The following is a 21,840-nucleotide window of genomic DNA, read 5'->3' as shown; positions in this document are numbered from 1 at the left end:
CGGCGCCGCACCGTCGCGGCTGCAGGAGCTTGTGAACATGGCAATCAAGGTTGGCATCAACGGTTTCGGTCGCATCGGGCGCAACGTGCTGCGTTCGGCCGTGCTGAACTTCGGCAATGACATCGAAATCGTCGCCATCAACGATCTGCTGGAGCCGGATTACCTGGCGTACATGCTGAAGTACGACTCCGTGCATGGCCGCTTCAAGGCTGACGTGGCAGTCTCCGGCAACGACCTGCTGGTCAACGGCAAGAAGATCCGCCTGACCCAGGAGCGCGATCCGGCCAACCTGAAGTGGGACGAGGTCGGCGTGGACGTCGTCATCGAATCCACCGGCCTGTTCCTGACCAAGGAAACCGCGCAGAAGCACATCGACGCGGGCGCAAAGAAGGTCATCCTGTCGGCACCGTCGAAGGACGACACCCCGATGTTCGTGTTCGGTGTGAACGACAAGACCTACGCCGGCCAGGCGATCGTCTCCAACGCCTCGTGCACCACCAACTGCCTGGCTCCGCTGGCCAAGGTCATCAACGACAAGTGGGGCATCAAGCGTGGCCTGATGACCACCGTGCACGCCGCGACCGCCACCCAGAAGACCGTCGATGGCCCGTCCAACAAGGACTGGCGCGGTGGCCGTGGCATCCTGGAAAACATCATTCCGTCCTCCACCGGTGCGGCCAAGGCCGTCGGCGTGGTGATCCCGGAATTGAACAAGAAGCTGACCGGCATGAGCTTCCGCGTGCCGACCTCGGACGTGTCGGTGGTCGATCTGACCGTCGAGCTGGAGAAGGAAGCCACCTACGCCGAGATCTGCGCTGAAGTGAAGGCACAGAGCGAAGGCGCGCTGAAGGGCATCCTGGGCTACACCGAAGACAAGGTCGTGGCGACCGACTTCCGCGGTGAGACCCACACCTCGGTGTTCGATGCCGATGCCGGTATCGCGCTGGACGGCACCTTCGTCAAGCTGGTGTCCTGGTACGACAACGAGTGGGGCTACTCCAACAAGTGCCTGGAAATGGTCAAGGTCGTCGCGGCGTAAGCCCGCGCGTCCCCTGCGTCAATCCACAGACCCCGGCCCCGTGCCGGGGTCTGTCGTTTCAGGCAGGCGCTGCGGGGCGTTGATCCCGCGCCTGCCGCCGATCCATTAGCATGGCCCGCGTGCCGCCGGCACTGTGCCTACCGGGTACAGCCGTGGCGACCTCTTGAGGATGGCCTGGAATGGAAGCTCTGATTGTCCTGCTGGTGCTGGTACTGCTGGCGATCCCGCTGCTGCTGATCGTGGCGCTGGTGATGATCGCCGGGCTGCGCCGACGCGTCGCCGCGCTGGAGCAGCGCGCCGCCGGGTCCGCCTGGGAGGCTTCACCGGCGCCGGCGCCGGCGGAGCGGGAAACGTCGCTGCACTGGACCGACCTGGCATCGGTCGACACCGTCGGCGCCGCGAGGGCCACCTCTGCGCCTGTCTCCACGACGGCCGCCGAGGCGCTGGAGCCGAGGAGCGAACCGGTGATCGACGTGGCGCAACCACCGCCATTGCCGCCCCCGCCCGCGCAGCCGGTCGCCCCGCCCGAACCGCAGGGCCCCGGCATCGGCGAGCGGCTCGTCGGCACCCTCAAACAGTGGTTCACCGAAGGCAATGTGCCGGTCAAGATCGGCATGCTGGTGCTGCTGGCCGGCGTGGCCGCACTGCTCAAGTACGCCAGCGACCAGGGCTGGTTGAATGCACCGATCGAGCTGCGGCTGGCCGCCATCGCCGTGGCGGCGCTGGCCGGGCTGGTGTTCGGCTGGGTGCAGCGCGATACCCGGCGCATGTTCGCGCTGGCATTGCAGGGCGGGGCGATCGGCATCCTGTTGCTGACCATTTTCGCCGCGTTCAAACGCTATGACCTGATGCCTGCCGCGCCCGCTTTCGTGCTCAGCGTGCTGCTGATCGCCGGCATGGGCGTGCTGGCGGTGGTGCAGAACTCGCGCACGCTGGCCGTGCTCGGCATCCTGGCCGGCTTCATGGCGCCGATCTGGCTGTCCACCGGCAGCGGCAACCATGTCGCGCTGTTCTCGTATTACGCCGTGCTCAATGCAGCGATCCTGGCGATTGCCTGGTGGCGCCCGTGGCGCGCCCTGAACCTGCTCGGTTTCGCCTTCACCTTCGGCATCGGGACGGCCTGGGGCGTGCTCCAGTACAGCGCCGACAAGTTCGCCAGCACCGAGCCGTTCCTGCTGCTGTTCTTCGCCTTCTATCTGCTGATCCCGATCCTCTATGCGCGCCGGCAGAGTGCGGAAAAGCGCGACCTGATCGATGGCAGCCTGGTGTTCGGCACGCCGCTGATCGCCTTCTCGCTGCAGGCCGGCCTGCTGCATGACGACCGCCTGCTGCTGGCGTTGTGTTCGCTGGCACTGGCTGCGTTGTATGCAGGCCTGGCGTGGGCGTTGATCAAGCGTGAGCGCTACGCTGCGCTCGGCCAGTCGCACGCGGTACTCGCGGTCGGCTTCGCCACGTTGGCGGTGCCGCTGGCGCTGTCTGCACGGGCCACCGCCAGTGTGTTCGCACTGGAAGGTGCCGCGCTGGCCTGGCTGGGCCTGCGCCAGCAACGCTGGCTGCCGCAGGTCACCGGGGCAGTGCTGACCCTGGGGGCCGCGTTCGGCTTCGTCGTGGGCGCGGACTACTGGCACCTGGATGCCACCGCCATCGCCAACCCGACCTTCATGAGTGGCTTGCTGCTGGCGCTGGCCGGTTTTGCCGCTGCCTTCAGTTACCGCCGCGCGCAGCGCGATGCGCCGGCCATCGTGTACTACCTGTGGGGCCTGCTGTGGTGGCTGGGCAGCCTCAGTCACGAGATCCTGCGCTTCGTCACCCACCGCGCCGAGCCCGATGCGCTGCTGATCGCCGCAGCCGTGACCGGTTGGCTGGCCGCCGAGATGCATCGCCGCTGGCCGGCGCGTGCGCTGGTGCTGACCACGCTGGCGATGGTGCTGGCCGCCTTCCCGTTGGCGCTGTGGCAGGCCGATGTACATGACCAACCGTTCGCCGGCTATGGCGCGCTGGCCTGGGCGGTATTCGCGCTGCTGGGCGTGCGCAGCCTGTGGTGCCTGCGCGGGGGCGACGACCGCACCTCGCTGGCGGCGCAGTTTCTATGGTGGCTGCTGTGGCCCTCGGTGGTGTCGCTGGCCACCCTGTGGCTGGCCGATCGCTTTGCGCTGGCGCAGGGCTGGGGCCTGGCCCTGATGCTGTTGCCGTGGCTGCTGGTCACCGCGGTCGCGTTGTTGCGCTGGCGCTGGCTGACGGTGCCGCTGGGCGAGCGCTTCGACCCGATGCGCACCCCGCTGCAGATCACCTTGTTCGCCGTGCTGGGCGTGAGCTGGGCCGGCCTGTTGCTGGTTCCGGCCAGCGCCGCGCCGTTGCCGTGGCTGCCGCTGCTCAACCCGGTGGAGCTGGCGCAGCTGGCGGTGCTGGTGCTGGCCGCGCGCTGGCTGTGGTCCGCGCACGCGCCCGATAGCCTGCGCGCCCTCCGCATTCCGCTGCTGGCCATTGCCGGCTTCGTCGCGCTGACCAGCATCACCCTGCACGCCGTGCATCACTGGGGCGGGGTGCCGTGGAACGAACGCCTGTGGTCCTCCACCCTTGCCCAGACCAGCCTGACCGTGGTGTGGAGCGTGCTCGGCGTGATCAGCTGGGTATGGGGCTCGCGCCGCGGGCAGCGCGCGCTGTGGCTGGTCGGTGCGGTGCTGATGGGCGTGGTGCTGGCCAAGCTGGTGCTGATCGACCGGCAGCATCTGGGCAACCTGCTCGGCATTTCTTCCTTCATCGCCTACGGCCTGCTATGCACGGTCGTGGGCTATCTGGCACCGGCGCCGCCCCGCGCGCCGGACCCTGCCGTGGAGCCGCACCCTTGAAGACCTTCCGCCCGCTGATCCTCCTTGCCGTATTCGCACTGCCGGCGCTGGCGCAGACGGCCGATGACCGCCAGGCGTACCGCCAGCAATGGCCGCTGCAGCTCGCGCAACCCCAGGCTGGTGCATATCGGTTGACCCTGGATGACGGGGTGTACCGCACCGCGGTGTCGCCACGCCTGGCCGATGTGCAGGTGTTCAATGCACAAGGTCAGGCACTGCCCTCGGCGTTGCTCGCGGCCGACCAGCCGCTGGCCCAGGCACCGCAATGGCAGACGCTGTCCTGGTTCCCGTTGCCCCCCATGGCGGGCACCTCAGGCGATGACCTGCAGTTGCTCACCGAGCGCAACACCGATGGCAGCGTGCGCCGGGTGGAAGCGCGCCTGGGACCGGGTGGGGCGGCCGGGCAACCGGCGGGCTGGCTGATCGATGCCAGTGCGCTCAAGACCGGGGTGCAGGCACTGCGCCTGGATTGGCAGGCCCAGGCGCCCCTGCAGGCGCGCGTGCGGGTGGAAATGAGCAACGACCTGCGCGACTGGCTGCGCATCGCCGACGATGTGCCGCTGGTCGACCTGCAGCACGAAGGCCGCCGCCTGCAGCAGCGCCGCATCGAGATCGCGCGCCAGGCCAAGTATTTCCGGATCCTGCCGATCGGCGCGGATGCGTTGCCGGCGCTGTCCACCGTGCAGGCCGAGCTGGTGCCGACCGCGCAGGCGATCGCCTGGCGCTGGCAATCGTTGAGCGGTACCGCCGGCAAGCCGGGCGAGTTTGAATATCAACTCGATGGGCGCTTCCCGATCGCGCAGGCCGACATCGCCACCGCCGACAACAGCGTGGTGCAGTGGACGCTGTTGAGCCGCGATGACGCCGACCAGCCATGGCAGGTGCGCGCAGGCCCGTGGGTGGCCTATCAGCTGCAGGACGCCGCCGACCGCCGCCAATCCCAGACCCAGCCGCTGACGCGCAGCACGCGCGATCGTTACTGGAAACTGATCGCGGGCCAGCCGCAGTCGATGCCGGCGCCAACGCTCAAGCTCGGTTACCAGCCCGAAACGCTGGTGTTCCTCAGCCAGGGCGAGCCGCCGTATGCGGTGGCCGCCGGCAGCGTGCGCGCCGAGCGCCAGGACGCGCCGGTCGCCACCGTGATCGCCCAACTGCGCCAACAGCATGGCGCACAGTGGCAGCCGGCACAGGCCACCGTGCACGGCGCACCGGAAGTGCTCGCCGGCGATGCTGCGCTGGCCCCGCAGCGCGACTGGAAGCAGTGGCTGCTGTGGGCCCTGCTGGTGATCGGCGTGCTGATCGTCGGCGGGTTCGCGCTCAGCCTGCTGCGCCAGCCACACCGGAACGGGTAGGGACCGATCATTGGTCGGTACGGCCTGCGCGCGCGCGACGACCAACACTCGCTACTGCGCCTTTCTCACTGGATTTGCGATGCACCGCGCCAGCCGGGACAATGACGGTCTGCGCCGCGCGGCGCCTTTCCTTCTTCAGAGCCAAAGAGTTGCTTATGTCCATTGTTCGCATGACCGACCTCGATCTCTCCGGCAAGCGCGTGCTGATCCGCCAGGATCTGAACGTGCCGATCGACAACGGCCAGATCACCTCCGAGCAGCGCATCACCGCCTCGCTGCCGACGCTGAAGCTGGCCCTGGAGAAGGGCGCTGCCGTGATGGTGACCTCGCACCTGGGGCGTCCCAAGGAAGGCGTGTGGAGCGAGGCCGAATCCCTGGCGCCGGTGGCGCTGCGCCTGTCGCAGCTGCTGGGTGTCGAGGTACCGCTGGTGCGCGATTGGGTGGACGGCGTGCAGGTCGCGCCGGGCTCGATCGTGCTGCTGGAAAACTGCCGCATGAATGTGGGCGAGGGCAAGGACGATGAAGCGCTGGCGAAGAAGTACGCCGCGCTCTGCGATGTGTTCGTGATGGATGCCTTCGGCACCGCGCACCGTGCACAGGCCTCCACCCATGGCGTGATCCGCTTCGCTCCGGTCGCTGCCGGCGGCCCGCTGCTGATGGCCGAACTGGACGCGCTGGCCAAGGCGCTGCTTGCCCCGGCCCAGCCGCTGCTGGCGATCGTGGCCGGCAGCAAGGTCAGCACCAAGCTGGAGCTGCTCTCCAGCCTGGTCGGCAAGGTCGACCAGCTGATCGTCGGCGGAGGCATCGCCAACACCTTCATCGCGGCCGCCGGTCATTCGGTCGGCAAATCGCTGTATGAGCCGGACCTGCTGGACACCGCGAAGAAGATCGTGGCCGATGCCAAGGCGCGTGGCGCCGACATCCCGCTGCCGACCGACGTGGTCGTGGCCAAGCAGTTCCTGCCCGACGCCGAAGCCACGGTGAAGGCCGTCGCCGACGTGGCCGAGGATGACCTGATCCTGGATATCGGCCCGGATACCGCCCAGCACTATGCGGGCCTGATCGCCAAGGCCGGCACCGTGGTCTGGAACGGCCCGGTCGGCGTGTTCGAGTTCGAGGCCTTCAGCCATGGCACCGAAGCGCTGGCCCGTGCCATCGCCGCCTCGCCGGCGTTCTCGATCGCGGGCGGTGGCGACACCCTGGCCGCAGTGGACAAGTACGACATCGCGGGCGAGGTGAGCTACATCTCCACTGGTGGCGGCGCCTTCCTGGAGTTCCTGGAAGGCAAGACCCTGCCGGCCGTCGCCGCGCTGGAGGCCCGCGGCTCGTGAGCCGCGATGTGCTGTTCTTCGACCTCGACGGCACGCTGATCGATTCGGCCGTCGGGATCACCCAGTGCGTGGCGCATGCGCTCACGCAGATGGGCCAGCCGGTCCCGCCGCAGGCCGAGCTGCGGCGCTGGATCGGGCCGTCGCTGCGGACCAGCTTCGCGCCGTTGTTCACTGACCCGGCCCAGGTCGAGCAGGCGGTGACGTACTACCGCGAGCGCTTCGACGTGGTCGGCTGGCGCGAGCATGAGGTCTACCCGCGGATCGGCCAGGTCGTGCAGGCGTTGAAGGATCGCGGCCACCGGCTGGCGATCGTCACCGCCAAGAACGAGCCGCACGCGCGGCGCATCGTCGAGCACCTGCCGTTCGGCGACTGCTTCGAGGACGTGATCGGGGCCACCCCGGACGGCAGCCGCAGCGAGAAGCCGCAGCTGGTCGCCGAGGCCCTGCACCGGCTGTCGTTGACCCCGGCCCAGTGCTGGATGATCGGCGACCGGCGCATGGATATCGAAGGCGCGCGTCATCACGGCTTGCGCAATATCGGCGTGTTGTGGGGCTTTGGCGGTGCCGAAGAACTCACGGCGGCCGGTGCGGCGCACCTGGCGCAGGCCCCCGATGAGCTGCTCACGCTGATCGATTGAAGCATCCGGCGGCGTCCCGTACGCCGCCGCATGTCCTGCGCAAAGCCCCGCCGGGGCTGGCGCTGGCCGGCGGGCAGCCAATGCGCTGTCCGCCCGGTCGTCTCGCGCTGTCTGCAGGACAACAGCGAAACCCAACTGCGCCAATGCTGTAAACGTATTCATGGGACATGAAGGGTGTGCTAATTTCGCTCCTTTAACGGGAGCCCATTAACCATGATTGAGCGTCAGCGTCGCACCAAGATCCTCGCCACCCTCGGACCGGCCACCGACCCGCCGGGCGTGCTGGAGGATCTCTTCCGCGCCGGCGTGAACGTGGTTCGCCTCAACTTCAGCCACGGTGACCCGTCCGGCCAGGCCAAGCGCGCCGCCGATGTGCGTGCCGCGGCCGCCCGCGTGGGCGTGGAAGTGGGCATCCTGGCCGACCTGCCGGGCCCGAAGATCCGCATCGAGCGTTTCGCCGAAGGCAAGATCAAGCTCAAGGCCGGTGACCGCTTCGACCTGGTCGCCTCGCCGAATGCGCCGGCCGGCGACACCACCCAGGTCGGCGTGAGCTACCTGGGCCTGCCGCAGGACGTGACCGCCGGTGACATCCTGCTGCTCGACGATGGCCTGATGCAGCTGCAGGTCACCGAAGTGCAGGGCGAGCGCATCATCAACACCGTGCTCAACGATGGCGTGCTGTCCGACCGCAAGGGCCTGAACAAGCAGGGCGGTGGCCTGTCGCTGGGCGCGCTGACCGAGCGTGACAAGGAACTGATCGGCATCGTGGCCAAGATCGGCGTGGACTTCATCGCCGTCTCGTTCTGCCGCAACGCGCAGGACATGAACGATGCGCGCGAGATCGCCGAGTCGCACGGCTGCTACGCCGCGCTGGTCTCCAAGATCGAGCGCACCGAAGCGATCGACAACCTGGAAGAGATCGTCGACGCCAGTGACGTGGTGATGGTGGCGCGTGGTGATCTGGGCGTGGAAATCGGCGATGCCGAACTCCCGGGCCTGCAGAAGAAGATCATCAAGGCCTCGCTGGCGCAGAACAAGGTGGTGATCACCGCCACCCAGATGCTGCAGTCGATGGTGGAAAGCCCGATCCCGACCCGCGCCGAAGTGCTGGACGTGGCCAACTCGGTCATCGACGGTACCGATGCGGTGATGCTGTCGGCCGAAACCGCCGCCGGCATGTACCCGGTCAAGGCGGTCGAAGCGATGGCCCGCATCTGCCTGGGTGCCGAACGCCAGTTCCAGACCGAGACGGACTTCGGCGCCTCGCCGCGCAACCTGGAACGTGCCGACCAGGCAATCGCCATGGCCACCATGTTCCTGTCCCAGCACGTGGGCGTGCGCGCGATCGTGGCGATGACCGAATCCGGTGGCACCGCGCGTTACCTGTCGCGCTTCCGTGCCTCGGCCCCGGTGTTCGCGGTGACCCGCCATGACGGCGCGCGCCGCCAGATGGCGCTGATGCGCGATGTGTTCCCGATCAACTTCGACAGCCGCGGCCTGACCCCGCGCGAAGCCGCACGCGGCAGCATCCGCCTGCTGTTCGAAGCGAACCAGCTGCAGGGCGGCGACCGCGTGGTCTTCACCAGTGGCGAGCACATGGAAACCCATGGCGCCACCAACACGCTGCGCCTGCTGGAAGTGGGCGAAGACGGCCGTGCCAGCGGCCTGGGCGAGCTCTAACCGCCCCCCGCGCAACACCCGGACCCGCGTGGCTTTACGGCCGCGCGGGTTCGTCGTTTCAGATGGAATCGTTTCCAGATTCCGTGGACGGTCAGTTCACGGGAGGCGGGGTCTATAATTGGCGTTTTCCCGCACCCGCCACAGGAAGTACATGAGCATCGAACAGCTGGCTGAAACCGCACAGGCCATGGTCGCCCCGGGCAAGGGCATCATCGCGATCGACGAATCCACCGGCACCATCGGCAAGCGCTTCGCCAGCGTCGGCCTGGAGAACACCGAGGAGAACCGTCGCGCCTACCGCGAACTGCTGCTCACCACGCCCAAGCTGAACGAGCACATCTCCGGCGCGATCCTGTACGACGAGACCATCCGTCAGTCCACCAAGGACGGCGTCCCGTTCGCCAAGTACATGGCCGCCCAGGGCATCATCCCGGGCATCAAGGTCGACAAGGGCGCCCATGCCCTGGCCGGTTGCCCGGGCGAGCTGGTCACCGAAGGCCTGGACGGCCTGCGCGAGCGCCTGCAGGAGTACTACAAGCTGGGTGCGCGCTTCGCCAAGTGGCGTGCGGTCATCAACATCGGTGAAAGCATCCCCTCGGGTACCTGCATCGAGTCCAACGCCCACGCGCTGGCCCGTTACGCCGCGCTGTGCCAGGAATGTGGCCTGGTGCCGATGGTCGAGCCGGAAGTGATCATGGACGGCGACCACGACATCGAGACCTGCTACGAAGTCACCGAAGCCACCCTGCGTTCGCTGTTCGACGCGCTGTACCAGCAGAACGTGCTGCTGGAAGGCACCATCCTGAAGGCCTCGATGGTCATCTCCGGCAAGGGCTGCGAAGAGCAGGCCGACGTCGAGGAAGTGGCCGAGTCGACCGTGATGTGCCTCAAGAGCACCGTGCCGGCGATCCTGCCGGGCGTGGTGTTCCTGTCTGGTGGCCAGAGCGATGAGCAGTCCACCGCGCATCTGAACGCCATGAACCAGATGGGCAACCTGCCGTGGCCGCTGAGCTTCTCCTACGGCCGCGCCATGCAGCAGGCCGCGCTGAAGCTGTGGGCCAAGGACACCAAGGCCAACGTCGCCAAGGCGCAGCAGACGATCTACGATCGCGCCAAGGAAAACGGCCAGGCCGCCCTGGGCAAGTGGAACGGCTGATGCACGCCTGACCACCGTCAACGAAAACGCCGGCCTTGTGCCGGCGTTTTTGTTTGGGCGGGGCAGTGGTGCGCACATGCACGCGTGCTCTGGCACGATGCGATCCATCTTCGCGTGGATGGATCCCATGGTCGTACGTCTCTGTGTCTCGCTGTGCGTAGTGCCATGGCTGCTGGGGAGCGCACCAGCGTACGCAGTGGCGCCGCGCGGCTTTGATGTACTGCATTACGACGTCGCGCTGGTGCCCGACATCGCCAACAAGCGCGTCACCGGGCAGCAGACGCTGCGGTTCAGAGCCGAGCAGGAACTGCGCGCAGTGACCCTGGACAGCGGTTCGCTCACGGTGACAGCCGTGATGCAGGGGGATCGCGCGCTGGCCTTCGAGCAGCACGCGGCGAAGGTGCAGATCACGCTGGCCGAACCGCTCGCGCGGGGAGCCACCGCCAGCGTGACGATCCGCTATCACGGCGAACCGCCGTATGGCCTGGAATTCGCGCCCGAGCGCGATGAGGTCTACACGATTTTCTCGACCAGCCAGTGGATGCCCTCGGTGGATGCCCCCGACGAGCGCGCCACGCTGGACCTGTCCGTGACCCTGCCGGCGGGCCTGTTGGCCGCCGGCACCGGCCGCACGCTGCCGCTGCGCTCCCTTCCCGATGGGCGCATCGAACATCGCTGGCAGCTCAAGACGCCGATGCCGGGGTATGTCTATGGCTTCACGGCCGGCCGCTATCAGGAAGCGACGCAGCGCCATGGCGCGACCGGCTTGCGGTTCCTGTCCATGCAGCGGTCGCCCGAGCAGCTGCAGCGCGTGTTCACCGCTACGGGCGAGATGCTCGACTTCTTCGCCGACCGCGCCGGCCTGCCGTATCGCGGTGACTACCAGCAGGCGCTGGTGGCCCGCACGATCGGACAGGAGATGGCCGGGTTGTCGCTGATGTCCGAGCGCTATGGCCAGCAACTGCTGGAGGATCCCACCCAGACCGCCTTGATGGCGCACGAAGCCGCGCATCAGTGGTGGGGCAACCGGGTGACCTGCGCCGGCTGGGAGCATTTCTGGCTCAACGAGGGCATGGCCAACTTCATGACCGCCGCCTACCTCCAGCACGCGCAGGGAGAGGCGGCCTACCAGGCGCAGGTGACGATCTGGCGCACGCGGCTGGAGGCGCTGCGTGCCAAGGGGGCGGATCACGCGCTGGTGTATGCCGACTGGAGCGCGCCGAGCGGCGATGACCGCGCGGTCGTGTACCAGAAGAGCGCCTACGTCCTGCACCTGCTGCGCGTGGAAATGGGCGAGGCCGCGTTCTGGCGCGGCATCCGTGACTACACGCAGGCCAACGATGGACGCTCGGTGGCGACCGTCGATTTCCAGCGGGCGATGGAAGCAGCGGCCGGCCGCTCATTGCAGCCGTTCTTCGCCCAGTGGGTCTATGGCGTGGGCGAAGGTGTCAGTGCGCCGCCGCCGGCGGCAGCCCCAACGCCAGCGGCGCGAAGATCGCCGAGGTCGAGGGTTCCACCGGCTGCCCCAGTGCGGCCAGCGCCGACTGGTACGCCTTGAACGTCGCCGCGTTGTAGGCCACCAGGATGATCCGGCGCGGCTGGCGGTGCGAGCGCTGCCAGGTCAGGGTCTCGGTGGCGGCGATGTGCGCAGCCTGGTGCAGCGGATAGCCGAACACCCCGCAGCTGATGGCCGGGAACGCGATCGATTCCACGTCCAGCTTCTCGGCCAGCTGCAGCGACTTCCAATAACAGTTGGCCAGCAGTGCCGGCTCATCGCGCAGGCCGTCCTGCCAGACCGGGCCGACGGTGTGGAACACATACTTTGCCGGCAGGTTGAAGGCGGGTGTCTGGCGGACCTCGCCGGTCGGGCAGCGCATGCCCGGGCGGATCTCCGGCAGGGCACGGCAGGCGTCGAGCAGCTGCGGGCCGGCCGCGCGATGGATCGCGCCGTCCACGCCGCCGCCGCCCAGCAGGGATTCGTTGGCCGCATTGACGATCGCATCCACCGCCAGGGTCGTGATGTCGCCCTGCCACACTTCGATCTTCATGCGTACCGCTCCTTACTCACTGTTACCGGGTCCATACAACGGAATGACGTGCCTGACCTGCACGGTACCGGGCAGGACATCTAGGCTGCGTCATCATCGTCTCAGGCAGTGCGACCCGCCCGAGCGCTGGCTGACCTTCACACGATGCCGCCGGATCGCTTCACCGCAGATGAAGCGCCGCATGCAAAACGCCCGCCGGTCAGGGCGGGCGTTGCGTTCTTCCGGACCAACGGCGGGATCAGGGCAGACCGGCCAGCCAGTCGTCGTCGGAGCCTTCATTGATATCGGCAAACAGCGGGGTGGAGAAGTAGCGCTCGCCGGTGTCGGGCAGCATCGCCAGGATCACCGACCCCGGCGCGGCCTTGGCCGCGATGTCCAGCGCGCTGGCAACGGTGGCGCCGGCCGAGATGCCGACGAAAATGCCTTCCTCGGCCGCCAGCCGGCGCGAGGTCTCGATCGCCCGTGCATCGTCGATGGTCAGCAGTTCGTCGTAGACGCCGCGGTTGAGCACCTCCGGCACGAAGTCCGGGGTCCAGCCCTGGATCTTGTGCGGCTTCCACTCATCGCCCTTGAGCAGGGCGGCGCCTTCGGGCTCGGTGGCGACGATGCGGGTTTCCGGGCGGGCGACCTTGAGCACCTCGCCGACCCCGGTCAGGGTGCCACCGGTGCCCCAGCCGGTCACGAAGTAATCCAGCCGCTTGCCGGCGAAATCGCGCAGGATTTCCGGGGCGGTCGTGTTGCGGTGATAGGCCGGGTTGGCCGGGTTGGCGAACTGGCTGGCCAGGAACCAGCCATGTTCCTCGGCCAGTTCCTTCGCCCGGCGCACCATGCCCGAGCCGCGCTCGGCGGCCGGGGTCAGGATCACCTTGGCGCCATAGGCGCGCATCAGCTTGCGGCGCTCGATGGAGAAGGTCTCCACCATGGTGGCCACGAACTTGTAGCCGCGCGCGGCGGCCACCATGGCCAGGGCCACGCCGGTGTTGCCCGAGGTCGCCTCCACGATGGTGTCGCCCGGCTTGAGCAGGCCCTTGGCCTCGGCGTCGAGAATGATCGCCAGCGCCAGCCGGTCCTTGACCGAGCCGCCGGGGTTGAACGACTCGACCTTGGCATACAGGGTGACGTGCTCGGGGGCGAGACGGTGCAGGCGCACCACCGGGGTGTTGCCGATGGTGTCCAGGATGGAGTCGTACAGGGCCATGGGGATGCTCCGGAAAAGTCGTTGCCGCCCGGAGGCCGAGCGGCAGGGGGAGGCTCGGGCCGGTGGCGGCGCAGGGCGCCCGCTCGCGGCCGGGCCGGGGTCGGTCAGACCGTACCGCCGGCATATGACCGCGCGAAATGACCTGATTACCTTCTTAAACAACGTTTGGTTATAAGCTGGTGACGGCATTTGCCCTACAGTCGGATGGCCCCCTCTCCATGCGTTGTATCGCCCGCCCATGACGCTGACCCAACTTCGTTATCTGGTCGCCATCGCCGACGCCGAGCTGAACATCACGCTGGCGGCGTCCCGTGTGCACGCCACCCAGCCCGGCCTGTCCAAGCAGCTCAAGCAGCTGGAGGATGAACTGGGCTTTCTGCTGTTCGTACGCAAGGGCCGCAGCCTGGAAGCGGTGACCCCGGCCGGGGTGGAAGTGATCGGCCGCGCCCGCGCCGTCCTCGGCGAAGCGAACAATATCCGGACCTATGCGGCCAACCAGCGCCGCGAGAGCCAGGGCCAGCTGGTGCTCACCACCACCCATACCCAGGCGCGCTTCGTGCTGCCGCCGGCGGTGGCGCGGATCAAGCAGGCCTACCCGCAGGTCAGCGTGCACCTGCAGCAGGCCGCCGAAAGCGATGCGCTGGACCTGCTCAGCCAGGGCGATGTGGACATCGCCATCATCAGCACCGCCGGTGGTGAGCCCACTGCCGGCCTGGCCATTCCGCTGTACCGCTGGCGCCGGCTGGTGCTGGTGCCACGTGGGCACGCGCTGGACCGCCCAGGTGCCGCGCCGGATCTGCAGGCGCTCGCCAGCCATCCGCTGATCAGCTACGAATCCTCCACCCGCGGGAGCTCCTCGCTGCAGCGCGCCTTCGCCAGCGCCGGGCTGACCCCGGATATCGCGCTGACCGCGCTCGATGCGGACCTGATCAAGACCTATGTGCGTACCGGGCTGGGCGTGGGCCTGCTCGCGGAAATGGCGGTCAACGCCAGCGACGAAGACCTGCGCGCCTGGCCGGCCCCGGCCCCGATCGACGAGTGCATCGCCTGGGCGGTGCTGCCGCGCGACCGCGTACTGCGCGACTACGCGCTGGAACTGGTGCACGTGCTGGCCCCGCAGATCGACACCCGCGACCTGCGCCGGGTGATCGACGGCAACCAGGAGGCCAACTGGCCGCTGCCGCCCACCTGGGAATCGCTGACGCAGACCATCACCGTCTGACGACGGTGATGGTCTGCCCGCGCATTCCCCCTCTACCCGCGCCGTTGGCGCGCCCCCTTCAACAGAAAGGGGCTTTTCTCCAGAGGGTTGAGGGGGCCGGTGGGGTGCTTCGAGAAGGCCACTGCGACGGTTGGTCGCAGGGTTTCGAGCTGCCCGGCCCATGGTCGGGCGCTACCATGACGGGGGTGAACGTCCGCCGCCGCCCGTATGCCGTCTTTCTGCAGCTTGCCTTCGTGGCGACGCTGCTGATGGCGCTGGCGCCGCTGCTCAGCCGCTGGCAGCAGGCGCATGCCGGGGCGCCGGTGATGCTGATGCCGACCGGCATGACCCACGCGCTGCCTGCGCCGCCGGATGCGCACGCGGGGCACCGCATGCAGCACGACATCGCGCAGCGCGACGTGCACCACCACGACATGCAGCAGCACGACATGGCGCGCCATGACATGGCGATGCAGCCCATGCCGACGCACGCCCTGCCAAGCGCCCACGACACCCCCGCATCGTCGCCACCGATGAGCGAGCATGCCGGGCATGGCGACGCCTGCGAGTACTGCATGATGGCCTCGCGGCTGATGCCGTGGCTGGCGGTGCTGATCCTGCTGTTGCCGGCGATGCCGGTGATCGCACCGCGCGTGCTGCGCGCAGTCCCCACGCCTCGCAGCCTGCGCTGGCCGGCCCACGCCGCGCGCGGCCCGCCCGCACTCTCCTGAAACCACCGCCCTTCCTGCCCGTGTCGCCGTGATGGCGGCGCGTGCCTGCGTGTTTTTCTGGAGTTCCACCATGACGGTTTCTTCCCGCAGCGCGGGCGCACTGACGCGCCTGTCTGTTTCTCTCTCGCTGGCCCTGGTCGCGCTACCGCTGCATGCGGCCAATGACGATGCCCGCACCCTCGATACGCTGGTGGTCACCGCCACCGCGCCGTCCTCACCGCTGCACTGGGTCACCGATCCGCGCCTGCCGCGGCAGCCGGTGCCGGCCAGCGATGGCGCCGATTTCCTGAAGACGGTTCCCGGCTTCGCCGCGGTCCGCAACGGCGGCACCAACGGCGATCCGGTGCTGCGCGGCATGTTCGGCTCGCGCCTGAACATCGTCAGCAACGAGGGCAACCTGATCGGCGCGTGTCCCTCGCGGATGGACAACCCCTTGTCCTACATCGCCCCGGAAACCTTCGACCGGCTGACCATCATCAAGGGGCCGCAGAGCGTGCGCTGGGGCGCCGGTGCCTCGGCCGGCACGGTGCGCTTCGAGCGCGATACGCCGCGTTTCGATCAACCGGGCATGGACATCAACGCCAGTGCGCTGGTCGGCTCGCGCAACCGCAACGACCAGGTGCTCGATCTCACCGCCGGCGCATCGCCGGGCTATGTGCGCGTCAACGGCAACCGCTCCGAATCGGATGACTACAAGGACGGCAACGGCGACGTGGTGCCCTCCAGGTGGCGCAAGTGGAACAGCGACGTCGCGGTCGGCTGGACACCCGATGCCGATACCGTGCTGGAGCTGTCGGCCGGCACCGGCGATGCGATCGCGCGCTACGCCGGCCGCGGCATGGACGGTGCCGCGTTCAAGCGCACCAGCTACGCCGCCCGCTTCGAGAAGGACAACCTGCCCGGTGCGTGGGACAAGCTGCAGGCCAACCTGTACTACAACGACGCCGACCACGTGATGGACAACTACACGCTGCGCACGCCGAACCCGGCCAGCAGCATGCCGATGCCGATGGGCTCCAACGTTGATCGCCGCACCACCGGTGGCCGTATCGCCTCGGAATGGCGCTGGCAGGACATCGCCATCGTGGCCGGCGTGGATGCGCAGGACAGCCGTCATCGCAGCCGCAGCGCGATGGGTCGCAACGTGTACCGCCAGCAGCCGTGGCGTACCGATGCACGCTTGGAGAACCTCGGGGCGTTCACCGAGATCACCCTGGGCGAGGGCACCGCGCAACGCTGGGTTGGTGGCCTGCGCATCGACCGCGCCGAAGTGAAGGACGAGCGCGCCACCGCCGGCATGATGGCGATGCCGAATCCGACCGCCGGGCAGACCCGTCGCGAGAACCTGGGCAGCGGCTTCGTCCGGTTCGAGCGCGACATCGCGCCCGCGTTGACCTGGTACGCCGGCGTTGGCCACAGCGAGCGCATGCCCGACTACTGGGAACTGTTCTCGCCGGATCTCGGCCCGGTGGGCGCGATCAACGCCTTCACCGGTGTGCAGCCGGAGAAGACCACCCAGCTCGATCTGGGCCTGCAGTACCGCACCGATCGCCTCAACGCTTGGGTCTCGGCGTATGCCGGGCGCCTCCAGGACTACATCCTGTTCACCTACCGCGACGGCGGCATGATGGGCAGCAGCAGCCAGGCCACCAACGTCGACGCGCGCATCGCCGGTGCCGAGGCGGGTGCGGAATGGCAGCTGGCCAGGCAGTGGAAGCTCGGCGGCACACTGGCCTACGCCTGGGGCGAGAACCGCAGCGACGGCGGCGCGCTGCCGCAGATGCCGCCGCTGGAAGCCCGGTTCAGCACGGCCTGGGAAGGCGAGCGCTGGAGCGTGGGGGCGCTGGCGCGTGCAGTGTCCCGCCAGGGGCGGGTCGCGGCCGGGCAGGGCAACGTGGTCGCCCGCGACCTGGGCCCCAGCGCCGGCTTCGCTACCCTGGCCTTGAACGCCAGCTACCGGGTCAACGAAGCGCTGCTGGTCAGTGCCGGCGTGGACAACCTGTTCGACCGCACCTACAGCGAGCACCTGAACCTGGCCGGCAGCGCCGATTTCGGCTTCCCGGCCGACCCGGTGCGGATCAACGAGCCCGGCCGCACCGCCTGGCTGAAAGTGAACTATCGTTACTGAGCCTCACGGCCGGGCGGGGGCCAAGCCTCCCGCCCGGCCTCTGGCGCTGCCGGGCGCGACCACCCGGCGCCGCCCGCGCATTTCGACATGCGTCGATACATGGCGATACATCCGGTGCAGGCCCCAGCACGGAAAGGCTTTCGCCCGTCACCGGCGGATGTGAAGAGGCCGGTAAACGCTTGGCACATATGCCCCGGCTCGACCCCTCTATACACTCGGCGGTCGAGAAACAACCGGGAATGGATTACATGTTGGGACGCATCGCAGCGCGCTTCGCCGCTGGCATCACCCTGGTCGCGTTGGCTGGGTGTGGCAGCAAAGACGAGGCCGCTCGCCGGCAGGCAGACGCCGTACCGGTCACCACCCAGGTGGTGCAGACCTCGGCATGGAGCGACACCCTGCAGGCACTGGGCACGGCCAAGGCGCGTGAATCGGTCACGGTCACCGCCAAGGTGAGCGAAATCATCGAGACGGTGCACTTCGAAAGCGGGCAGCAGGTCAGTGCCGGCACGCCGCTGGTGACCCTGCGCGGGCAGGCCCAGGAAGCGGCGCTGCTGCAGGCCCAGGCCACCTTCCTGGAAGCGGACCAGCTGTACAAGCGCCAGCGCGAACTCGCCGCCCAGCAGCTGGTGGCCAGCTCCACGCTCGATACCCAGCGCGCCATCCGCGATGCCGCCGATGCACGCGTGCGTGAGATGCAGTCGGATATCGGTGATCGCCGCGTGCGCGCGCCGTTCGCCGGCGTGCTCGGCATCCGCCAGGTCAGCGCCGGTTCGCTGGTCACGCCCAGCACCGCGATCACCACGCTGGACGACATCGAGCGCATGCACGTGGACTTCCAGGTGCCCGAAGCCGAGCTGGCCTCGCTGAGCACCGGCGACAAGGTCAACGCGACCAGCGTGGCCTACCCGGGCCGCAACTTTGAAGGCCAGGTCGCCACCATCGATACCCGCGTGGATCCGGGCACGCGTGCGGTGACCGTGCGCGCCGATTTCATCAACGCCGACCACGCCCTGCGCCCGGGCATGCTGCTGGATGTGCGCATGTTCCGCCCCGAGCGCCAGGCGCTGGTGATTCCTGAAATCGCCGTGGTGCAGGTCGGGCGCGATTCGTATGTGTTCCGGGTCAAACCGGACCAGGTGGTGGAGCGCGTGGACATCACCGCCGGCGCGCGCCGCAGCGGCGTGGTCGAAATCCGCGATGGTCTCGCCGCCGGTGACCGCATCGTCGTGGACGGCACCGGCAAGCTGCGCCCGGGCCTGAAGATCCAGGCCGAAGAGGCTGCACCGGCCACGCCGGCCGCCGCTGCCACCGCGGAACCGGACGCCGCCGGATGAAACTTTCCGATATTTCCATCCAGCGGCCGGTCTTCGCCGTGGTGATGAGCCTGTTGCTGGTGGTGCTGGGCTTCATGTCGTTCACCCGCCTGACCCTGCGCGAACTGCCGGCGATCGATCCGCCGATCGTCTCGGTCTCGGTTGATTACACGGGTGCCTCGGCGGCGGTCATCGAAAGCCGCATCACCCAGGTGCTGGAAGATGCCCTGGCCGGCATCGAAGGCATCGATACCATCAACGCGCGCAGCTCCAACGGGCGCTCGCAGGTCAGCATCGAATTCACCTCCAACCGCGATATCGAAGCGGCCGCCAACGACGTGCGCGATGCGGTCAGCCGCGTGGCCGACCGCATGCCCGAAGAGGCCCGGCCGCCGGAAATCGCCAAGGTCGAGAGCGACGCCGATCCCATCATCTGGCTCAACATGAGCTCGACCTCGATGGATACGCTGGAGCTGAGCGATTACGCCGACCGCTACATCGTCGATCGCTTCTCCAGCCTGGATGGCGTGGCCCAGGTGCGCATCGGTGGCCGCCAGCGCTATGCGATGCGGATCTGGCTGGACCGCGACCAGCTCGCCGCGCGTGGTTTGACCGTGGGCGATGTGGAAACCGCGCTGCGCAACGAGAACGTCGAGCTGCCCGCCGGCCGCATCGAATCCACCGATCGCGATTTCACCCTGCGCGTGGAGCGCAACTACGTCAAACCCGAAGACTTCGCCGGTATCCCGCTCGGCAAGGGCGCCGACGGCTACGTGGTGCGCATGGGCGATGTGGCCAAGATCGAACTGGCCTCCTCCGAGCGCCGCGCCTACTACCGAAGCAACGGCGAGCCCAACATCGGCCTGGGCATCGTCAAGACCTCCACCGCCAACGCGCTGGATGTCGCCCGCGAAGCGCGCGCCGAAGCCGACCGGATCAGCAGCACGCTGCCGGAAGGTACGCGCATCTTCGTCGCCTTCGACAACACCACCTTCATCGAGGCGGCTGTCGATCGCGTCTACGCCACGCTGGTCGAAGCGATGCTGCTGGTGCTGGCAGTGATCTGGCTGTTCCTGGGCAGTTTCCGTGCCGCCTTGATTCCCGCGGTCACGGTTCCGGTCTGTCTGATCGCCGCCTTCATCGCCCTGTATGCCTTCGGTTTCTCGATCAACCTGCTGACCCTGCTCGCGCTGGTGCTGTGTATCGGCCTGGTGGTGGATGACGCCATCGTGGTCGTGGAAAACGTCCAGCGCCGCATCGATCTGGGCGAGCCGCCGCTGGTCGCCTCCAAACGCGGTACCACCCAGGTGGCGTTCGCGGTGATCGCCACCACCGCCGTGCTGGTCGCGGTGTTCCTGCCGGTCGGCTTCCTGGAAGGCAACACCGGCCGCCTGTTCCGTGAGCTGGCCGTCGCGCTGGCCGCGGCGGTGGCGTTGTCCGCGTTCGTCTCGCTGACGCTCACCCCGATGATGGCCTCCAAGCTGCTCAAGCCGCACACCGGCCAGGCGCCGAAGGGCCTGCACGGGGTCATCAACCGCAACCTGGATCGCCTGTCGGGCGCGTACGGCCGCTTCCTGGAAGCGCACGTGACCCGCACCTGGGTCTACATCGTGGTGATGATCCTCTCATTGCTGGCCAGCGCGCTGCTGCTCAAGGTGCTGCCCTCCGAACTGGCCCCGGCCGAAGACCGCGGCTCGTTCCAGATCATGATCGACGGCCCGGAAGGCGCCGGCTTCGACTACACCGTCGGCCAGGTCCAGCAGGTCGAGAAGATCGTCTCCGGTTTCGTCGGCGAGGACGAGCCGATCGTGCGTGCCAACCCGCGCGTTCCCGGTGGCTGGGGCTCCAGCGAAGAAATGCATACCGGCCGGATCAGCGTGTTCCTGCAGCCGTGGCGCCAGCGCGATGTCTCCACCCCGGACGTGGCCGCCGAACTGCAGACCCACCTCAATGATCTGCGTGGCGTGCGCGTGCGCACCCAGGTCGGTGGCGGCCTGGTCCGCAGCCAGGGGCAACCGTTCCAGATCGTGCTCGGTGGCCCGGAATACGCGGAAATCGCGCAGTGGCGTGACCGCATGCTGCTGCGCATGGCCGACAACCCCGGCCTGGTCGGCACGGATTCGGACTACAAGGAAACGCGCCCGCAGATGCGCGTGAACATCGACCGCCAGCGTGCGGCCGATCTGGGCGTGTCGGTCACCGCGATCGGCAGCGCGCTGGAAACCATGATGGGCTCGCGCCGCGTCACCACCTTCGTCGACAACGGCGAGGAGTACGACGTGCTGGTCCAGGCCGGTCGCGAAGGCCGCGCCTCGCCGTCGGATCTGGCTGCGATCCGCGTGCGCGCCAGTGGCGGCGAACTGGTGCCGCTGTCCAACCTGGTCACGCTCAGCGAAGTGGCCGAGGCCGGCAGCCTCAACCGCTTCAACCGGCTGCGCTCGATCACCATCAATGCCGGCCTGGCCCCGGGCTATCCGCTGGGTGAAGCCATCGCCTGGGCCCAGCAGGTGGCCAGCGAAGAGCTGCCGCAGCACGCGCAGATCAGCTGGAAGGGCGAATCACGCGAGTACCAGAACGCCGGCAGCGCCGTGCTGCTGACCTTCGCCATGGCCCTGCTGGTGGTGTTCCTGGTGCTGGCCGCGCAGTTCGAGAGCTTCATCCATCCGCTGGTGATCATGCTGACCGTGCCGCTGGGCGTGCTCGGCGCGCTGCTGGGGCTGTATGTCAGCGGCGGCACGATCAATCTGTTCAGCCAGATCGGCATCGTGATGCTGGTCGGCCTGGCGGCCAAGAACGGCATCCTGATCGTGGAGTTCGCCAACCAGCTGCGCGATGAAGGCCGCAACGTCCACCAGGCCATCGTCGAATCGGCCATGGTCCGCCTGCGCCCGATCCTGATGACCTCCATCGCCACCGTGGTCGGTGCGATCCCGCTGGTGGTGGCCGGTGGCCCCGGTTCGGCCAGCCGCGGCACGATCGGCGTGGTGGTGATCTTCGGCGTGACCGTGTCCACCTTCCTGTCGTTGTTCGTGGTGCCCGCCTTCTACTCGCTGCTGGCCCCGTACACGCGTTCGCCCGAAGCGGTGGCGCGCGAACTGGCCCGCCAGGAAGCGGAAACCCCCTCCGTGGGCGGCCATGCCTGACCGGAATGGGCGGCATTGCCGCCCATTCAT

Annotated in this window: 15 protein-coding genes; 13 read left to right on the top strand and 2 right to left on the bottom strand. The window is 68.2% G+C overall.

Annotated features, from left to right (window positions below; translation table 11 throughout):
* Positions 1 to 37 precede the first annotated feature (37 nt).
* From gap to OC373_RS05520, 8 genes are all read left to right on the top strand, one after another.
* A complete protein-coding gene (gene gap, locus OC373_RS05555) occupies positions 38 to 1,039 on the top strand; it encodes a type I glyceraldehyde-3-phosphate dehydrogenase (protein ID WP_046273181.1) in 1,002 nt (333 codons plus the stop codon).
* A gap of 179 nt (positions 1,040 to 1,218) precedes the next feature.
* On the top strand, positions 1,219 to 3,888 hold the full coding sequence (locus OC373_RS05550) for a DUF2339 domain-containing protein (RefSeq protein WP_261997219.1): 2,670 nt from the start codon (positions 1,219 to 1,221) through the stop codon (positions 3,886 to 3,888).
* Positions 3,885 to 5,240, top strand: coding sequence for a DUF3999 domain-containing protein (locus tag OC373_RS05545; RefSeq protein ID WP_261997218.1), 1,356 nt, complete (start codon positions 3,885 to 3,887; stop codon positions 5,238 to 5,240). Before OC373_RS05550 ends, OC373_RS05545 begins: the two co-directional genes overlap by 4 nt.
* A 155-nt stretch (positions 5,241 to 5,395) precedes the next feature.
* Positions 5,396 to 6,571 (top strand): phosphoglycerate kinase, encoded by a 1,176-nt coding sequence (locus tag OC373_RS05540; RefSeq protein WP_019183905.1) that lies wholly within the window; start codon positions 5,396 to 5,398, stop codon positions 6,569 to 6,571.
* The gene (locus OC373_RS05535; protein ID WP_019183906.1) at positions 6,568 to 7,209 is read left to right on the top strand and encodes an HAD-IA family hydrolase; all 642 of its coding nucleotides are present in this window, start codon (positions 6,568 to 6,570) and stop codon (positions 7,207 to 7,209) included. The genes OC373_RS05540 and OC373_RS05535 overlap by 4 nt, the downstream gene beginning before the upstream one ends.
* 213 nt (positions 7,210 to 7,422) lie before the next feature.
* Positions 7,423 to 8,889 (top strand): pyruvate kinase, encoded by a 1,467-nt coding sequence (gene pyk, locus OC373_RS05530; protein WP_019183907.1) that lies wholly within the window; start codon positions 7,423 to 7,425, stop codon positions 8,887 to 8,889.
* 151 nt (positions 8,890 to 9,040) lie between these two features.
* Positions 9,041 to 10,045, top strand: a complete 1,005-nt coding sequence (locus tag OC373_RS05525) for a class I fructose-bisphosphate aldolase (RefSeq protein ID WP_019183908.1) — start codon at positions 9,041 to 9,043, stop codon at positions 10,043 to 10,045.
* A gap of 127 nt (positions 10,046 to 10,172) precedes the next feature.
* Complete coding sequence (locus OC373_RS05520) at positions 10,173 to 11,603, top strand: M1 family metallopeptidase (RefSeq protein ID WP_261997217.1); 1,431 nt, start codon at positions 10,173 to 10,175, stop codon at positions 11,601 to 11,603.
* On the opposite strand, the gene OC373_RS05515 is transcribed toward OC373_RS05520, so the two are convergent.
* Both OC373_RS05515 and cysK read right to left on the bottom strand, forming a co-directional pair.
* Positions 11,494 to 12,093, bottom strand: coding sequence for an O-acetyl-ADP-ribose deacetylase (locus OC373_RS05515; protein ID WP_070425804.1), 600 nt, complete (start codon positions 12,091 to 12,093; stop codon positions 11,494 to 11,496). The genes OC373_RS05520 and OC373_RS05515 overlap by 110 nt on opposite strands.
* 238 nt (positions 12,094 to 12,331) lie before the next feature.
* Positions 12,332 to 13,291 carry a cysteine synthase A gene (gene cysK / locus OC373_RS05510; RefSeq protein WP_019183911.1) on the bottom strand — a complete coding sequence of 320 codons (960 nt, stop codon included), beginning with the start codon at positions 13,289 to 13,291 and terminating at the stop codon, positions 12,332 to 12,334.
* A 238-nt stretch (positions 13,292 to 13,529) separates the two neighbouring features.
* Here cysK and OC373_RS05505 point away from each other — a divergent pair, with 238 nt between their 5' ends.
* The 5 genes from OC373_RS05505 (at position 13,530) to OC373_RS05485 (ending at position 21,810) form a co-directional block, all read left to right on the top strand.
* Positions 13,530 to 14,513 carry a LysR family transcriptional regulator gene (locus tag OC373_RS05505; protein WP_261997216.1) on the top strand — a complete coding sequence of 328 codons (984 nt, stop codon included), beginning with the start codon at positions 13,530 to 13,532 and terminating at the stop codon, positions 14,511 to 14,513.
* Positions 14,514 to 14,689: 176 nt separating this feature from the next.
* Entirely contained in the window at positions 14,690 to 15,223 is a 534-nt protein-coding gene (locus OC373_RS05500; RefSeq protein WP_261997215.1) for a hypothetical protein, read from the top strand.
* A 70-nt stretch (positions 15,224 to 15,293) separates the two neighbouring features.
* Positions 15,294 to 17,351, top strand: coding sequence for a TonB-dependent copper receptor (locus OC373_RS05495; RefSeq protein ID WP_261997214.1), 2,058 nt, complete (start codon positions 15,294 to 15,296; stop codon positions 17,349 to 17,351).
* A 248-nt stretch (positions 17,352 to 17,599) separates the two neighbouring features.
* Entirely contained in the window at positions 17,600 to 18,688 is a 1,089-nt protein-coding gene (locus OC373_RS05490) for an efflux RND transporter periplasmic adaptor subunit (RefSeq protein WP_046273176.1), read from the top strand.
* Positions 18,685 to 21,810 (top strand): efflux RND transporter permease subunit, encoded by a 3,126-nt coding sequence (locus tag OC373_RS05485; protein ID WP_019183917.1) that lies wholly within the window; start codon positions 18,685 to 18,687, stop codon positions 21,808 to 21,810. Before OC373_RS05490 ends, OC373_RS05485 begins: the two co-directional genes overlap by 4 nt.
* Positions 21,811 to 21,840 lie beyond the last annotated feature (30 nt).

The sequence above is a fragment of the Stenotrophomonas sp. Ste96 genome, assembly GCF_024519495.1.
GTDB classification, from domain to species: domain Bacteria; phylum Pseudomonadota; class Gammaproteobacteria; order Xanthomonadales; family Xanthomonadaceae; genus Stenotrophomonas; species Stenotrophomonas bentonitica_A.
The sequence above is the reverse complement of the archived record's forward strand: the minus strand, read 5'-3'. Positions and strand labels throughout refer to the sequence as shown.

Excerpts from the sequence above, each read along its gene's own strand:
- OC373_RS05540 (WP_019183905.1), top strand. The coding sequence starts at position 5,396 with ATGTCCATTGTTCGCATGACCGACCTCGATCTCTCCGGCAAGCGCGTG.
- pyk (WP_019183907.1), top strand. The coding sequence starts at position 7,423 with ATGATTGAGCGTCAGCGTCGCACCAAGATCCTCGCCACCCTCGGACCG.
- OC373_RS05520 (WP_261997217.1), top strand. The coding sequence starts at position 10,173 with ATGGTCGTACGTCTCTGTGTCTCGCTGTGCGTAGTGCCATGGCTGCTG.
- OC373_RS05550 (WP_261997219.1), top strand. The coding sequence starts at position 1,219 with ATGGAAGCTCTGATTGTCCTGCTGGTGCTGGTACTGCTGGCGATCCCG.
- OC373_RS05490 (WP_046273176.1), top strand. The coding sequence starts at position 17,600 with ATGTTGGGACGCATCGCAGCGCGCTTCGCCGCTGGCATCACCCTGGTC.
- OC373_RS05515 (WP_070425804.1), bottom strand. The coding sequence starts at position 12,093 with ATGAAGATCGAAGTGTGGCAGGGCGACATCACGACCCTGGCGGTGGAT.
- OC373_RS05500 (WP_261997215.1), top strand. The coding sequence starts at position 14,690 with ATGACGGGGGTGAACGTCCGCCGCCGCCCGTATGCCGTCTTTCTGCAG.
- OC373_RS05485 (WP_019183917.1), top strand. The coding sequence starts at position 18,685 with ATGAAACTTTCCGATATTTCCATCCAGCGGCCGGTCTTCGCCGTGGTG.
- gap (WP_046273181.1), top strand. The coding sequence starts at position 38 with ATGGCAATCAAGGTTGGCATCAACGGTTTCGGTCGCATCGGGCGCAAC.
- OC373_RS05495 (WP_261997214.1), top strand. The coding sequence starts at position 15,294 with ATGACGGTTTCTTCCCGCAGCGCGGGCGCACTGACGCGCCTGTCTGTT.
- cysK (WP_019183911.1), bottom strand. The coding sequence starts at position 13,291 with ATGGCCCTGTACGACTCCATCCTGGACACCATCGGCAACACCCCGGTG.
- OC373_RS05525 (WP_019183908.1), top strand. The coding sequence starts at position 9,041 with ATGAGCATCGAACAGCTGGCTGAAACCGCACAGGCCATGGTCGCCCCG.
- OC373_RS05505 (WP_261997216.1), top strand. The coding sequence starts at position 13,530 with ATGACGCTGACCCAACTTCGTTATCTGGTCGCCATCGCCGACGCCGAG.